Origin of the sequence: Pantoea sp. Taur (assembly GCF_009830025.1) — a bacterium.
GTDB classification, from domain to species: Bacteria; Pseudomonadota; Gammaproteobacteria; order Enterobacterales; family Enterobacteriaceae; genus Pantoea; species Pantoea communis.
This window is the reverse complement of sequence record NZ_SZZZ01000002.1, coordinates 290,383-305,893: the sequence shown is the minus strand read 5'-3', so window position 1 is coordinate 305,893 and position 15,511 is coordinate 290,383. Positions and strand designations below refer to the sequence as shown.

Below are 15,511 nucleotides of genomic sequence, written 5' to 3'. Positions count from 1 at the left end.
AAATATCCGGGAGCAGGGCGTGAATCTGGACAGTCAGCCTGGCCACATTGACCAAATAAAACAGACCAACGCAGGTGTGGTTTACCGACTGATTGACCTTTACGGCCCGATTTCGCGTATTGAGCTTTCTAAACGTGCCCAGCTGGCACCCGCCAGCATCACCAAAATTGTGCGTGAAATGCTCGATGCGCATCTGGTTCAGGAAACCGAGTTCCAGGATCCAGGCAGCCGTGGCCGTCCGGCCATTGGTTTGATTCTTGATACCCTCGCCTGGCACTATCTTGCCATCCGTATTCAACCGGGACATATCACGTTAACGCTGCGCGATCTGAGCAGCCGTGCTTTGCAGGAAGATCGACTGCCACTGCCTGCCAGCGCTGACCAGCCGCTGCTGCAAACGCTGCAGCAAATGGTTAATGACTTCTTCGTCCGCCATCAGAACAAACTTGAGCGTCTTACCGCGATTGCCATCACCTTACCCGGTTTAATTAACGCGGCATCGGGTGTGGTGCATCGCATGCCGGGCTATGACGTGCAGGAAATGCCGTTAGGTGAAACACTTTCCTCGCTCACGGGTTTACCGGTATTTGTGCAACATGACATCTCCGCCTGGACGCTGGCCGAAGCGCTGTTCGGTGCTTCGCGCGGTGCGCAGGATGTGATTCAAATAGTGATTGATGAAACGGTTGGTGCGGGTGTGATCAGCGGGGGCCAGCTTTTGCACAAACGAGGTCGTGCGCTGGTAGAAATTGGGCATACGCAGATCGATCCTTACGGCCAGCAGTGTTATTGCGGTAATCATGGCTGTCTGGAAACCGTGGCCAGCACAGGCAGTTTATTGCAGCTGGCGGCCCAGCGTTTATCTTCGCAACCCGACAGTTTGCTGCATCGGGAACCGCTAACCATCGCCAGTTTATGCGCAGCCGCGCAGCAGGGCGATCGGCTGGCGCGTGATGTGATTGCCGGTGTCGGCCACCACATTGGTCGCATGTTGGCAATGATGGTGAATATCTTCAATCCCCAACAAATCCTGATTGGTTCTCCGCTTAATCAAGCCGCTGATGTGCTCTTTCCTGCCGTTAGCAGCACCATTCGTCAGCAGGCGTTACCCGCATACAGTCATGAGATCCAACTCGCCCCTACCAGCTTTAGCGATCCGGGCACTTTTGGTGCCGCCGCGCTGATCAAAGACTCACTTTATAGCGGCCATTTGCTGGTAAAACTGTTGCAAGGCTAATCACTGCTCGCCTTAAGTTTGCGCTAACGCAATCTGCCATCCGAGACATTTCCTTAAACTGCCTTCTTCGCAGGTTACACATCGCTTCAACGAAGGAGGAATAAGGTGAAAACAATCTTTGTCACCGGTACCGACACCGCGGTGGGTAAAACCGTCGTGTCACGCGCGCTGCTGCAGTGTTTCGCCAAAGCGGGTCTCTGTGCAGCAGGCTACAAACCTGTTGCTAAAAGTGCACAGCACACGCCAGACGGATTGCGTAATAAAGATGCTTTGCTGCTGCAGCAGGCATCGGGTCTTGAACTGCCTTACCAGGCGGTGAATCCCATCACCCTGGAAGAAGATGAAATCAGCACCAGCGCATCCGTGCGAATGGATTATCCGTTGCTGAGCCGCAGCCTTGAGCAGTTACAAAGCCGCGCCGCGCGGGTGGTGGTGGAGGGAACTGGCGGCTGGCGCAGTCTGATGAATGATCTGCAGCCGTTGTCCAGTTGGGTTCAACAGGAACAACTGCCGGTCGTCATGGTGGTAGGCATTAAGGAAGGTTGCATTAGTCATGCTTTACTGACCGCTGATGCCGTTGCTCGTGATGGGCTGTCTTTGGTGGGCTGGGTCGCCAACCGGATTAACCCAGGATTGGCTCATTACGCTGAAATCATTGATGTTCTGCGTGAAAAGCTAGGCGCACCGCTGCTGGGTGAGTTGCCTTATCTGCCGCGTGCCGAGCAGCGTGAACTGAGTGGTTATCTGGACATTTCCCTGCTGGATGAGGCATTAATGCACGTTGATAGTGCACAGCCTGCGGCGTGATGAAACGAAGTGATGCAAATGATCGGTGGCTGAATCTAAGGTTTCGGGTTCAGCATCCGAGATCGCTCTGCTTAAATCAGCTTATAATCATGCGGTTATAAATTTTTTACTCAATGTGAGTGCCAATGGCGTGAATCATGCATCAGCCATGCTGATGAATATTCTGCCGGAGCACACACATGTCGCACTCCCCTAAAGGTTTATTGTATGGGCTTGATGCCCGTATTGGTCCTGTTCCCGCCTTTTTCGCTGCGTTGCAGCACGTCCTTGCCAGCGTGGTAGGGATCATTACGCCGCCACTGATTATTGGCTCAATCCTCGGATTGCAGACTTACATTCCGTATCTGATCAGCATGTCTTTGCTGGTTTCCGGTTTAGGGACATTTCTGCAGGCGCGTCGCTTTATGGGGATTGGGGCGGGCATGATTTGCCTGCAAGGCACCAGCTTTGCTTTTCTCGGCGTCATCTTATCTGGCGGTTTGATGGTGAAAGCGCAGGGCGGTTCACCGGAAGCAATCATGGCGATGATCATGGGCTGTAACTTTGTGGCCGCGTTTATCCCCATGTTGATCAGCCGTTGCGTAGCGCCGTTGCGGAAAGTGCTGACGCCCGTGGTGACCGGCACGGTGATTACCTTGATCGGCATCAGTCTGATTAAAGTGAGCATCACCGATTGGGCAGGCGGCCATAATGCTGCTGACTTTGGTGCGCCGGGAAATCTGGCGCTGGGCGGGCTGACGCTGCTGGTGATCATTGTGCTTAACCGTTCCCAGAATCGCTGGATGCGCCTTCTCGCGGTAGTGGCAGGTATCGTGGTTGGCTGTCTGGCGGCGGCACTGACCGGCCATCTGCCCATCAAACCGATGATGTCCAGTCACTGGCTGGTTTTGCCTTCATTTTTCCGCTTTGGTTTCGATTTTAGCTGGAGCATTTTCGTGCCGATTGCGCTGGTGTCGGTGATTTGCGTGATTGAGGCGGTAGGGGATTTGACGGCGAATTGCCTGATTTCGCAGCAACCCATTGAGGGCGACGGTTTTCAACGTCGTTTGCAGGGTGGCATTTTGGCTGATGGGATTAGCTGTCTGTTCGCCGCGATGTTTTCGGCATTCCCTAATACTACCTTTGCGCAGAATAACGGTGTGATTCAGATGACCGGCGTGGCCAGCCGTTATGTTGGCATGGTGATTGGTGTGATGCTGTTGCTGTTAGGGGTGTTTCCGGTGATCGGCAATGTGCTGCAGCAAATTCCCGCACCGGTACTCGGCGGCGCCACTCTGGTGATGTTTGGCAGTGTGGTGGCGGCAGGCATTCGGGTGATGACGCAATCCCCGTTGGGACGCCGTGAGATGTTGATCGTCGCGGTGTCATTTGGCATTGGTTTGGGCGTTGAAGCGGTACCCGAGGTGTTGAAGCAGTTGCCACCGTTAGTGAGTAATTTGTTTGGTCATGCGGTGACCACGGGCGGCATTCTGGCGATGCTGTTGAATATCGTGCTGCCATCGGAGCGGGGTGATGAGCGGGTTATCGGTGCGGTAGAGGAAAATCACTGATTTGAGTCTGTGGTTGCGTTGGGAGAGTTGGGGAGCTAAACCGCTGGCTGCGAGTTTGTGCGTACGTCGGAAGAGGCGGCAGATCGTAAAGACGCCATAAACCATCCCTGGGGCTCGGCCCGCGCCATCCCTGGCGCAGGACGCTTTACTCCTCTGCCGCCTCTTCCAACGTTTCAGCGGTTGTGCGGTTTGTCTGGATTTAGGCTGCCGTGCGTCTGGTTAAGGATTCAGTCTGCGGCGCGTGCGTCCTGAACTGAGATAGTCCGCAATGTAGTCCTGCGAGATCTCACCGCTGTAGCGTCCTTCCTCATCGACTATCGGCATCCAGACGGTGTTGTGCTCATACAGCTTGGATAGCACCACGCGCAGATTTTCTTCGGCCTTACCGGTCACTTTGAAGGTATGCAACATCTCCTCGCAGCGTCCGGCGGCATTACGTGCTTCGCGACGCTTCACAAATCCCAGCGGCTTGCCATCATTATCTACCACGGTGACCGATCGCATGTCGTTGTCATCCATGGTGGCGAACGCCTCCTGCAACGGTGTGCTGCGCTGCACGGTGATAGTTGGCTGTTGATCGGTGACGTCGCCCGCCTGCACCAGCAGCAGGCGTTTCAGCGTGCGGTCCTGTCCAACAAAAGAACCGACAAAATCATTGGCCGGTTTTGCCAACAGCTCGTCGGGGCTGGCGCACTGTACGATTTTGCCCTGTCCAAACACCGCGATGCGGTCACCCAGTTTGAGTGCTTCATCAATATCATGGCTTACCAGCATTACGGTTTTCTTCAACTGGCGCTGCATTTCGAGAAACTCATTCTGAATCACTTCACGGTTGATTGGGTCGACAGCACCAAACGGTTCATCCATCAGCAGTACCGGTGGATCAGCCGCCAGCGCGCGGATCACGCCGATACGCTGCTGCTGACCGCCGGACATTTCTCGTGGATAACGATGCAGGAATTTGCTGGGATCGAGCGCCACCATGCTCATTAACTCGGTAGCACGTTCGCGGCAGCGCTTTTTATCCCAGCCCAGCATGCGCGGCACCACGGTAATGTTTTCTTCGATGGTCATGTTGGGGAACAGACCAATCTGCTGAATTACGTAGCCGATATTGCGGCGCAGCGTCACAGTATCTTGTCCGCTGGTGTCTTCACCGTTGATCAAAATTTTTCCGCTGCTGGCTGGGATCAGACGGTTGATCATTTTCAGCGTGGTGGTTTTGCCACAGCCGGAAGGGCCGAGCAGCACGCACATCTCTCCGGCAGGGACTTCCAGGCTGACGTTATCTACGGCGTTAAAGGCGGTGCCGTTCTTTTGCGTAAAGGTTTTCGTCAGGTTTTCCAGTTTTATCATTATCGAATCCCCTTAGGAGTCAGCGCCGACTGCAAACGGTGCAGTAGCCAATCAAGCACAATCGCTAATAAACAAATCATTAGTGCACCGGCAATCAGCATGCGCACATCACTGCCGCTGATGCCATCCAGCAGCTGTAAGCCCAATCCACCTGCGCCGATGACCGCGGCAATCGCCATCACGCCAACGTTCATGACCACCGCAGTGCGGATACCGCCGAAGATTACCGGCAGCGCCATCGGAATTTCGACCCAGCGCAGGCGCTGCCAGAAAGTCATCCCTATGCCGCGACCGGCTTCACGCAGCCCTGGCGACAGATTTTCCAGTGCGGTATGGGTGTTACGCACAATCGGCAGCAGGGAGTAAAGGAACACCGCGCAGATGGCAGGCAATGCACCAATACCCTGACCGATCATGGAAAACAGCGGAATCATCAGACCAAACAGCGCGATGGTTGGAATCGTCAGTACGATGGTGGCGATACCGAGCACCGGCGTCGCCAGCCATTTAAAGCGCACAATCAAAATGCCCAATGGCACGCCAACAATGATGGCGAATCCCACTGCCACCAGCACCAGCCAGGTATGCTGCCAGGTTAAGGCCATCAGGGTGTGCCAGTTACTCATGATGTAATGCAAAGTCTCCATGACGCCTCCTTACAGCATGTTTTTCGATTGCAGGAAATCACGCGCCACCTGCTGCGGTGACTGATGATCGATATCAACACGTTTGTTCATCTCAGTGATCGCTTCGTTGGTGATCAGCGGTGAGAGTTGATTGAGGGCCGCATCCAGTCCCGGATGGCTTTTCAACACATCCTGACGTGCGACTGGCGTGACGTTGTAACTCGGGAAGAAATGCTTATCATCTTCCAGCACCTTGAGTTCAAAGCCTTTTACTCGGCCATCGGTGGTATAAATCAAGCCCGCATCGACAAAACCATCACGTACCGCGTTGTACACCAATCCCGGGTCCATCTGGCGAATCTGCGGGCGATCCAGCGGCATGTCGTAGGCTTTCTGCAACGGCTTCAGGCCATCGGAACGGCCGGAGAACTCTAAGTCGAGCCCGAGTTTCCAGTTGTGGTCGGGGTCGGTTTTGCGCACCTGTTCCAGTTTGGCAACCAGCTGTGACATGGTGCTGATGCCTTCTTTATCGGCGCGTGCACGCTGCATGGCAAATGCATAAGTGTTGTTCATTGGCGCGGGATCGAGCCACACCAGACCCAGTTTGGCGTCGAGCTGTTTAACGGTTTTATAAGCCTCTTCAGATGACATCGGTTTGTTGATGTGGTTGAAGATGATCAGCGAGGTACCGGTGTACTCCCAGGTCATATCGATTTGCTTGTTGATCATCGCATTACGACCAATCGTGGTGGCGATATTGGTTTTAGGGACCACCTGAAAACCTTTCTTTTGCAGCCAGAGCACGGTCATGGCAGACAAAATATGCTGTTCGGTAAAGCTCTTGGTTGCCATCACAATCGGCGTGGCCGCAGCGGCGGTTTGGCTGATGGCCAGTGTGGCGGCCAGTGCCAGCGCGGTGTGTTTCACCCAGCGCGTTAAGTTATGCGTTTTACCCATCACTTAGCTCCTTGTGTTAAGCCGCAGAGTGCGGGCTGAGGAAACGACCCAATGCTGCCAGCAGCAAATCGAGGATCAACGCAAACAGGGCGGTGGCCACGGCGCCGAGGATCAACGTAGGGAAGTCATTGAGGTAAATGCCGGGGAAAATCAATTCGCCAAAACTGCTGGCACCAATCAGGAAGGCCAGCGGTGCCGTACCGACATTGATGGCGGTCGCAATGCGCACACCCGCCAGAATCACTGGCAAGGCATTGGGAATTTCTACCTGACGTAACCGCTGGAATTTGGTCATGCCGATGCCGTTGGCGGCTTCAATCAGTGACGGCGGCACGGCGCTTAAACCGGAATAGGTGTTACGCACGATAGGTAACAATGAGGCGAGGAACAGGGCGATTAACGCAGGCCGATCGCCAATCCCGACAATGACCATGGCCAGTGCGAGAACAGCCAGCGGCGGCAAGGTATTCCCGACGTTAAAGATCTGCATCACATATTCAGCCCAGCGACGAGCAAACGGGCGGCTGAGCAAAACCCCGCTCGGAATGCCAATCAGCAGGGCGAAAAACATTGACCAAAACACTAAAAACAGATGCTGCTGACCCAGATAAATTAAGTCCTCTTGCCGGTCGCGCAACGTATTCAACCCGATTCCCCAAACCAGCAGGGCAATCACCGCGACGATGGCCAGTAGTGCCAGCCCGGCTCTACTAACGAGCGATGCATTTTGCATGCGAGAGTCTCCCTGATTCGACAAATTGTTCGATCTTGTTATGTCATTTCACGGTTGAGGACGTAGTGGAGAACTAACCACATACGAAAATCCTTCACGCTAATAAATTGCAGATAAAATGACTGTTAGATAGTGCTTTTCCAGTGAATAACTGGAAAGTGCTGTTAAAAGCTATAGCAATGCTTAGCGTATTGCGCCAGTTTTCACGGCAAAATCAGACAGATAGAAGGGCGGGTAAAACCTTCTTAACCCGCATGAAATAAGGCATCATCTGACAATAAAAAAAATTCATCGAATTATGTGACATTGTCACATAATAGGCGCACGCAGAGGAAACTCGTCTGATGGAAAATCAGCTAGCCTTGAGAGAAAAAAGGGAGACGTATGACTGAAACTGCAGAATTGAACACGGAACATCGCCACTGGATCCTTATCGCCTGCATGCTCGCCATGTTTATGGCCGCGATTGAAGTCACCATTGTGGCGACCGCGATGCCGACCATTATTGCTGAACTCGGCGGTTTCTCGCAGTTTGGCTGGGTCTTCTCTATCTATTTGCTGACTCAGGCGGTGAGCGTGCCACTCTATGGTCGGCTTGCTGATATGTGGGGGCGTAAACGACTCTTTTTCATTGGCGTCTCGCTGTTCCTGATCGGTTCGGTATTGTGCGGTTTTGCGCATACCATGACGTGGTTAATTCTGTTTCGCGCGTTTCAGGGCCTGGGTGCAGGCGCAATTATGCCGCTCACCAGCACCATTGTGGCCGACATCTACTCCCCGCGCGAACGTGCCCACGTGCAAGGCTGGCTCTCCAGCGTCTGGGGTGTCGCGGCTATTATTGGGCCGCTGAGTGGTGCCTGGCTGGTACAGCATTTTAGCTGGTCGGTGATTTTCTGGGTTAACGTGCCGATCGGCCTGTTTTCCATGCTGCTGTTAGCGCGTTTCTTACCGGCGCGTGAGCATCACAAAGGGGCAACACTGAATCTTACCGGCAGCTGCTGGCTGATGATTTGCGTTACGGCACTGTTAGTGGCGCTGTTGCAGGCGGATGCCCTTGGTTACTGGTTACTGGCATTCCTGTTATTGGCACTGCTGGCGGGCTGGCAATTAAAACAGCATGAACAGCGTGCTGAAGCACCGCTGTTTCCTCTCGCCATCTGGCGCAGCCGTCTAATTCTGGCAGGCAATGCCGGTAATCTGATCATCGGTGCCACCATGATGGGCATCAGCGCGTTTCTGCCAACCTGGATTCAGGGTATTACTGGCGGTACACCGCTGCAGGCGGGGAGTGCGTTGGCGATGATGTCGATTGGCTGGCCGTTAGCCAGCACGCTGAGTGGTCGATTGATGTTAGTCACGTCCTATCGCTTTACCGCGCAGCTGGGAGCCTTGTTATTGATTGCGGGTAGCGCGCTGCTACTGCTATTGCGCGCCGACAGTTCAATCATGCAAGCCGGACTGACTGCTTTTGTCATTGGCACGGGTATGGGCATGACTAGCACCACCTTCCTGGTGTCGGTGCAAAACCATGCGAACTACGACATTCGTGGCATTTGCACCGCGTCAATTATGTTTAGCCGCATGCTGGGTTCAGCGATTGGTACTGCGCTGATGGGGGCGGTGCTGAACTTCAATCTTGCGCAGCGTCTGCCACAGGCCAGTGATCCGATGCAGCAAATCATGTCACATGAAAGCCGTCAGTCACTGTCCGAAGCGACGTTGCATCAGTGGACCGGACAGATCGCTGCTTCGCTGCATTGGGTGTTTGTGGTGGCGTTAGTGATTGCGATGCTAACGTTGTGGATTGCGTGGTTGATGCCGCGTCAGCGCCCAGAGGCAGAATAGAAAAGGGCGGCCATCAGCCGCCCTTTCAGTATTACTGCGCGGGAGCATCCTGTGAACTGCCTGCGCTGGCCGGGACATTGCTTTCACTGTCTCGGCCGTTTTTCTTATACACGATTTTCTGGCTGTCATTTTCGCAGTGACCCACTACCTGGCCGCCCGCTTGATCGGCCTGATCGTTAGGCACGATATCCAGCGTAAAGTCCGATTCGGCCACACCGTTACTGACGATCTTCTTACTGATATCCGCTTTAACGGTTTCACAGGAAGCCTGCGCCAGCATCGGCAACGCCAGCATTGCCATCAACATCACTGCATTACGTTTTTTCATCACACTCTCCTTGGTTCTGAATTCCCTAGAAAACTATAGCAGCAACATAGAATTAAGGTGCGACCGTACGGCCGGTACGACGATCAAGGCAGCGCAGAGTGTTCGGTTCCCAATACGCATTGACGTTATAGCTCTTCTCGCAGCTATCACGGGTGTCGAAAGCTTTATCGGTTTTATCGAACTCTTTCTCGACGCGCGTGTTGACCTTATTGCGCAGATTCTTCGTGTCGTTCCACTGTTCTTTGCTTTGACGCGCGGCTTCGTTGCTGGAAGCACTGTTGCCGTTCTCAATGATCAGGCGGTCAGTTTGGGCCGATGCCAGCGGTGCAGCCAGCAGCGCGCCGCAGGTTAACGTTACAGTCAGCAGGAGAGAAAACAGGTTTTTCATTGTAATTTCCTTTAGTTAACACCAGCACAGCCAGAAACCCGGCTGTCACAACCATGAGTGCTAGTATATCATCGCTGCAACTTTGCTCACCAGCGGTGAGCCTTTTGTTTAGGCGAGAGAGAGATTTTCTATGCTGGTGAAAACCACTTTACTGTTTTTTTTGACTGCGATTGCCGAAATTGTCGGCTGTTTCCTGCCGTGGTTGTGGATGAAGAAGGGAATGACCGCGTGGCTATTGTTACCTGCAGCGGCGAGTCTGGCGCTGTTTGTCTGGTTGCTGACGCTGCATCCGGCAGCGAGCGGTCGCGTTTACGCGGCTTACGGGGGTGTCTATGTGGTGACGGCGCTGATTTGGCTGCGCGTGGTGGATGGCGTCAAGCTCAGTACATGGGATTGGATTGGCGCGCTTGTAGCGTTTAGCGGCATGTTGATTATTGTTGCCGGTTGGGGCCGGGCGTAAGCGATGGGCGCAACCTGTGCGCCCGTGACAATATTCAGCCTTTATGCACTTTCAGACCCGCAAGCGTCTGGGAGACCGGCATGATTTCCAGCGTATTGATATTGACGTGTTTAGGCAGTGTCGTGACCCAATACACCGCTTCAGTGACATCTTCCGCTGTCAGCGCGGTGGTGCCTTCGTAAACGGCATCTGCACGCCCATCATCGCCTTTGAAGCGCACATTGGAAAACTCGGTGCCACCCACTAATCCCGGCTCGATATCGGTGACGCGCAGCGCGGTACCGTGCAAATCGGTACGCAGATTGAGGCTGAACTGGCGGACGAATGCTTTGGTCGCACCATAAACGTTGCCGCCCTGATAAGGCCAGCTGCCCGCGATGGAGCCGATGTTAACGATGTGACCGACATTGCGCTCCACCATGGCGGGCAGCACGGCACGCGTCATATACACCAAACCTTTATTATTGGTGTCGATCATGTTTTCCCAGTCTTCAATATTGGCTTTATGCGCGGGCTCGATCCCTAATGCCAGACCGGCATTATTCACCAGCACGTCGATTTCACGCCACTCTGCGGGCAGCGCAGCGATAGCTTCATCGATAGCGGCGCGGTTACGCACATCCAACTGAACGGTATAAAGGTTGGCACCCAACTCCTCTTTCAACTCTTTCAGACGCTCTGCGCGGCGTCCGCTGGCAATCACTTTATGACCATTAGCGATGAAGCGACGGGTGATGCTTTCACCAAAACCGGCGGTGGCGCCAGTGACAAAAATAATCATCTCACTGTTCCTTAAACAATTGTACGTCAATGTTAACCAATTGATTTTAAATTTAAAAACCAACAATGAAACTCTACGAATTATGGGCGGGGGAAGCGAGATCATTTTGTGAGTGCCTGGTTGAGCAAATTTGCCCGGCTGTAATCAGCTCTCCAATCCATAAACCGTATACATCATAAACCATCTATGCAGGCTCATGGTCTTTGTGCGTTGCGATAAATGTGGGATTAGCCGCTGTGGAGGGCATTTAACCTGCACAACAATCTGGCTTTGAGGAGGGCGGAGGCACGGACACAGCGCTGCACGTGGGTCAATTCATGCTAACAGGTTGCATGCTTTGGTTGATTCAAGACATGCTGCTGCTTTTATGACTCACCGAGCCTGACGTGTGCTAACTGGCTGGCGGTGAGAGGTATTCAATTCATAACCGGATTCGGCCTGCTGTTTGCTCAGCGTTGCGAACGAAAGCGAACCTGGCATCGCGGTTTATCACCACGATACCAGGCGCCTGTTTGGCTCAGTGAATCAGAAAGAACTCCAGTTATCCTCCGGGGAGCTTCCCGCTGTAGCCAGCGCTGTACGCGATTTTAGCGGAGAGAGAACCGGCTTTTTCACGTGGCTTTCAGATTTCGGTGTCATGGCATCAGCGCTCTCCATCAATTTGAACGTGCTGACCAGTTCTGCCATTACGGCGGCCTGCTCGGACATGGACTGGGCTGCACTGGCTGACTCTTCAACCAACGCCGCATTCTGCTGCGTGGTGGTGTCAATTTGCCCCATCGCGATATTGATTTGACCAATTCCATCGCTTTGTTCGCGGCTGGCATGGGCAATTTCTTCAATCAGCTGCGTCATATTGTGGATATCAGACACAATACTGGTCATTCCCTGATCGGCTTTCACAACCAGCTCCCTGCCTGACGTCACGCGTGCAACCGTGTCATCAATCAGCGTTTTGATCTCGCGCGCGGCACCCGCGCTGCGCTGCGCCAGACTCCGCACTTCGCTGGCGACCACCGCGAAGCCTCTTCCTGATTCTCCCGCTCGCGCAGCCTCAACAGCGGCATTCAGTGCCAAAATATTGGTCTGGAAAGCGATGCCGTCAATCACCTTAATAATTTCGGACATTTTCTGCGAATCGTTCGAGATTTCCTGTATGCGTGTCGAAACATCGTTCATTACGGCACCGTTGTCTCTGACCGCGGAGGCCACGCCACTGACAAACTGGCGCGCCTGCTCAGTATTACTGGCGGTATTGCTCAGCGTTGAAGTCAGCTCTTCTAACGTGGCGGCCGTTTCCTCCAGGCTTGCTGCCTGTTCATCGGTACGAGAGGCCAGATCATTGTTGCCCCCACTGATTTCACTGGAAGCAAGCGCGATGTTGTTGGCACCTTCACGCACGCGGAGCAGCACGCCCGAGAGTTTTTCAACAAAGCGGTTGAATGCCGCTGATATCTGCGCCAGCTCATCTCCGCCACGCACCTCCAGGCGACGCGTCAGATCACCTTCCCCTGAAGCAACGTCTTCCAGGGCGTCGCGTAAAATGGCAAGGCGACGCAACTGCTGGTTGAACACCAGCCCGGCAATCAGCGCGGTAATAATCAGACTCACCAGGGTGATGAGGATGCTTTCCCGCTGTAATGTCGTCAGCGATGCCGTCACTTCATCACGATCAACGGCGATCAGCAGTGACCACGGCGTCCCTTTTACCGGAGAGGCGTAAACGAACTGCTGTTCACCGCCGATGGTCAGTTCAGCATGCCCACCCTGACTGGCCAGATTTTGGATAACTTTGAGGTCGAGTGAAGGTGACAACTCAGTGACCGGCTTGAGAATAAGGTCTGACTTCGGCGCGGCAATCAATTTACCGCTGCTGTCCACCAGGAATGCAAAACTCTTCTCCAGTGGATGAATCGCATTCACCGTATTGGAGACGGTATCCAGGTGTAGATCGCTGCCGATCACACCCAATGTTTTTCCGTTATCCAGAATCGGCTGAGCGAAAGTAATGGTCAGTTTGCCGGTTGAGGCATCAACATAAGGGTCCAGCAACACCGGATGGCCAGCTTTTACCGTTTCCAGATACCACGGACGCTGGCTGCCATCATAGGTGGCTGGCATAGGATGGACGAACACATGGGAATGAGGCTCAGGATAGACGATGTAGGCATCATCGAACTCGCCAGCTTCGATCGCCGCACGCAGAAAAGGGACCGCATCGTCATGACGACCAAAAGCCGTTTTGATCGAACCGGTGATACGTTGTTTTTCTGCTGCCCAGCCAGCCAGTTCAGCCGCATGAACGCGGGAGAGCTGGCCAATGCGCTCATCAATGCTTTCAAGTGTCTTTCCACGCACGGTGGTGTAGGTAAAAGTGGCAAGTGCGATAAGGGATACTGCCGTGATGACCACGCTGATAGCGATTAAACGCGAGCGTATTGTTTTAAACATGTTTGACCTTCCACCCAACTGGATCACATTAGAGGTTTGTTTTTTCCAGAATGCGTCCTGCGTCACTGAAAATACGGAATACGTATTCAGTTATCGGTAACCCCATCTAAAACTGTAGGGAAACGATTGCGCGGTGGAAGAGTATTCAGTCACTAAAAAGGGGAAGGGAGTTAGCGCGCCCGTCATCCTGATAATGAGAGACGGGCACACTTTCCTTAACGAAGCGAGCGCTCGAATGCACTCGCTGATACCGCTTAACTTAACGCGACGAGGGACAGCTGATGCGAGTCGGTATAACGGTCAGTGGCCAATGGCATCGCGTCCTCATCAACCTGGAACTGCGTCACCGACTGCTGCAAATTCACCACCTGCTGTTGCAGTGAGCTGGCAGCGGTAGCCACTTCAGCCACCAGCGAGGCGTTCTGCTGTGTCACACCATCCATCTGCTGGATTGCGATATTGATCTGTGAGATGCCGCGTGTCTGCTCGCCAGAGGCCAGCATCACTTCATCCATGATATCGACCACTTTTTTCACATCGAGCATCACTTCATTCATGGTGACGCCAGCATCTTTAACCAGTCCTGAACCCTGCTCAATATTGCTGAGCGAGTCATTGATCATCAGGCCAATTTCCTTCGCGGCGGTGGCGCTGCGCTGGGCCAGCACTCGAACTTCCGAAGCGACCACAGCAAAACCGCGTCCCGCTTCTCCTGCACGCGCGGCTTCAACTGCTGCGTTCAAGGCCAGCAGGTTAGTCTGGAAGGCAATGCCGTCAATCACACCAACGATGTCGCCGATTTTTGCCGAGCTTTTCTCAATGGAACTCATGGTGGTGACTACTTCAGACACCACTGTTGCACCACGCGAAGCAGAATCTGAGGCCTTCTGCGACAATGCGTTAGCCTTGCGCGTATTGTCCTCATTGTTTTTCACCGTGGCCATAATCTGCTCCATACTGGATGCCGTCTCATCCAGCGAGGCCGCCTGTTGCTCAGTGCGGCTGGAAAGATCGATATTACCGGTGGCGATCTCTTCTACGCCGGAGCCGATAGCATCGGTGCCACTGCGGACCATCAGCACCATGTTTGCCAGGCCATCGCGCATACGCTGTACCGCGGCAAACAATTGCGCAATTTCATTTTTACCGGAGATGTCGATGCGCGCACGTAAGTCACCTTCGGCGATGCGATCAAACACGTTTATCACATGATTGAGCGGCTTAACGATAAGATTGGTCATCACCGACCAGGCCAGCGCGGCCAACACCAGCGCACAGGCGATACAAAAGTACAGCGTAAACGCCATATGCTGAACCCGGTCGCTGGAGTCACTGTAGGCAACATCAATACTTTTAATTTTAAAGGCCACCAGCGCTTTAGAAGCTTTATCAAAGGCACCGTATAACGCCGTTGATTTCCCTGCACGCTGGCGGTATTCATCCAGTTTGCCTGCTTCGAGCGCGGCAAAGGCTGGATCGATAAATTCCTTCATCAGCGCATCGCGTGTGGTGGCCATTTCAGCCGCAATTGGCTTCTCTGCTGAGGATTGTGGATATTTCAGATATTCCTGCCATTTCGCACTGGCGTTATCTATTTTACCTCTGGCGCGCTCAAGCGCGACTTTGGCTTTTTCGGCATCGCCACTGCCCACCAGTGATTCATATAAACGTAAATCCAGTCGTCCACGTAATAAAAGTTCTGAGCTTTCATTGAGCGCCACCAGGCCCGGCAAAACTTCGGTATCAACGGTGGCAAAGGATTTGTTACCGGACTGTACGGCAAATAACCCTAAAATACCGACGAACAGCAATAATGCTGTTAATGAAAAAACCATGATGCTGAGGGCGGTGCGGATCTTTATTCTATGAAACATAACTATTCCCTGAGAACGTTTAATTGAAAAAGATGAAGGCGTAGTAACAATGATTTTTTTATTAAAAGGGGAAGTCATGAGTGTGACTTCCCGTCAACAGGCGGATTTAACCCAAATA

The 15,511-nt window shown here is 53.4% G+C and carries 14 protein-coding genes; 5 read left to right on the top strand and 9 right to left on the bottom strand.

Translation table 11 applies throughout. The features are described from left to right. Window positions 1–19: 19 nt before the first annotated feature. The 3 genes from FD744_RS03775 (at window position 20) to FD744_RS03765 (ending at window position 3,594) form a co-directional block, all read left to right on the top strand. Window positions 20–1,237: an ROK family protein gene (locus FD744_RS03775; RefSeq protein ID WP_160867367.1), complete on the top strand. Its 1,218-nt coding sequence runs from the start codon at window positions 20–22 to the stop codon at window positions 1,235–1,237. A 105-nt stretch (window positions 1,238–1,342) separates the two neighbouring features. Further along, window positions 1,343–2,044, top strand: a complete 702-nt coding sequence (bioD, locus tag FD744_RS03770) for a dethiobiotin synthase (protein ID WP_160867366.1) — start codon at window positions 1,343–1,345, stop codon at window positions 2,042–2,044. 179 nt (window positions 2,045–2,223) lie between these two features. After that, window positions 2,224–3,594 (top strand): nucleobase:cation symporter-2 family protein, encoded by a 1,371-nt coding sequence (locus tag FD744_RS03765; protein ID WP_160867365.1) that lies wholly within the window; start codon window positions 2,224–2,226, stop codon window positions 3,592–3,594. A 219-nt stretch (window positions 3,595–3,813) separates the two neighbouring features. Here the strand turns inward: FD744_RS03765 and osmV are convergent, their stop codons facing one another. Genes osmV through osmY form a run of 4 tightly spaced genes read right to left on the bottom strand, consistent with a single transcriptional unit; the run spans window position 3,814 to window position 7,266 of the window. Next, window positions 3,814–4,950: an osmoprotectant ABC transporter ATP-binding protein OsmV gene (gene osmV, locus FD744_RS03760; RefSeq protein WP_034823431.1), complete on the bottom strand. Its 1,137-nt coding sequence runs from the start codon at window positions 4,948–4,950 to the stop codon at window positions 3,814–3,816. Further along, the gene (osmW, locus tag FD744_RS03755; RefSeq protein ID WP_034823432.1) at window positions 4,950–5,597 is read right to left on the bottom strand and encodes an osmoprotectant ABC transporter permease OsmW; all 648 of its coding nucleotides are present in this window, start codon (window positions 5,595–5,597) and stop codon (window positions 4,950–4,952) included. The genes osmV and osmW overlap by 1 nt, the downstream gene beginning before the upstream one ends. 9 nt (window positions 5,598–5,606) lie before the next feature. Further along, entirely contained in the window at window positions 5,607–6,533 is a 927-nt protein-coding gene (locus FD744_RS03750) for a glycine betaine ABC transporter substrate-binding protein (RefSeq protein WP_160867364.1), read from the bottom strand. Between the two features lie 16 nt (window positions 6,534–6,549). Next, complete coding sequence (gene osmY / locus FD744_RS03745; RefSeq protein WP_034823434.1) at window positions 6,550–7,266, bottom strand: osmoprotectant ABC transporter permease OsmY; 717 nt, start codon at window positions 7,264–7,266, stop codon at window positions 6,550–6,552. A 384-nt stretch (window positions 7,267–7,650) separates the two neighbouring features. Here osmY and FD744_RS03740 point away from each other — a divergent pair, with 384 nt between their 5' ends. Beyond that, entirely contained in the window at window positions 7,651–9,111 is a 1,461-nt protein-coding gene (locus FD744_RS03740; RefSeq protein ID WP_160867363.1) for an MDR family MFS transporter, read from the top strand. 31 nt (window positions 9,112–9,142) lie between these two features. On the opposite strand, the gene FD744_RS03735 is transcribed toward FD744_RS03740, so the two are convergent. Both FD744_RS03735 and FD744_RS03730 read right to left on the bottom strand, forming a co-directional pair. Next, a complete protein-coding gene (locus FD744_RS03735; protein ID WP_034823436.1) occupies window positions 9,143–9,439 on the bottom strand; it encodes a DUF1161 domain-containing protein in 297 nt (98 codons plus the stop codon). A 52-nt stretch (window positions 9,440–9,491) separates the two neighbouring features. Further along, window positions 9,492–9,827 carry a DUF1283 family protein gene (locus FD744_RS03730; RefSeq protein WP_160867362.1) on the bottom strand — a complete coding sequence of 112 codons (336 nt, stop codon included), beginning with the start codon at window positions 9,825–9,827 and terminating at the stop codon, window positions 9,492–9,494. Between the two features lie 130 nt (window positions 9,828–9,957). Here FD744_RS03730 and FD744_RS03725 point away from each other — a divergent pair, with 130 nt between their 5' ends. Next, window positions 9,958–10,287, top strand: coding sequence for a YnfA family protein (locus FD744_RS03725; protein WP_202403387.1), 330 nt, complete (start codon window positions 9,958–9,960; stop codon window positions 10,285–10,287). Window positions 10,288–10,321: 34 nt separating this feature from the next. On the opposite strand, the gene ydfG is transcribed toward FD744_RS03725, so the two are convergent. The 3 genes from ydfG to FD744_RS03710 form a co-directional block, all read right to left on the bottom strand. After that, on the bottom strand, window positions 10,322–11,068 hold the full coding sequence (gene ydfG, locus FD744_RS03720; protein ID WP_097117098.1) for a bifunctional NADP-dependent 3-hydroxy acid dehydrogenase/3-hydroxypropionate dehydrogenase YdfG: 747 nt from the start codon (window positions 11,066–11,068) through the stop codon (window positions 10,322–10,324). Window positions 11,069–11,593: 525 nt separating this feature from the next. Next, the gene (locus tag FD744_RS03715; protein ID WP_160867361.1) at window positions 11,594–13,519 is read right to left on the bottom strand and encodes a methyl-accepting chemotaxis protein; all 1,926 of its coding nucleotides are present in this window, start codon (window positions 13,517–13,519) and stop codon (window positions 11,594–11,596) included. A 254-nt stretch (window positions 13,520–13,773) separates the two neighbouring features. Beyond that, window positions 13,774–15,393 (bottom strand): methyl-accepting chemotaxis protein, encoded by a 1,620-nt coding sequence (locus FD744_RS03710; RefSeq protein WP_160867360.1) that lies wholly within the window; start codon window positions 15,391–15,393, stop codon window positions 13,774–13,776. Between the last annotated feature and the right edge of the window lie 118 nt (window positions 15,394–15,511).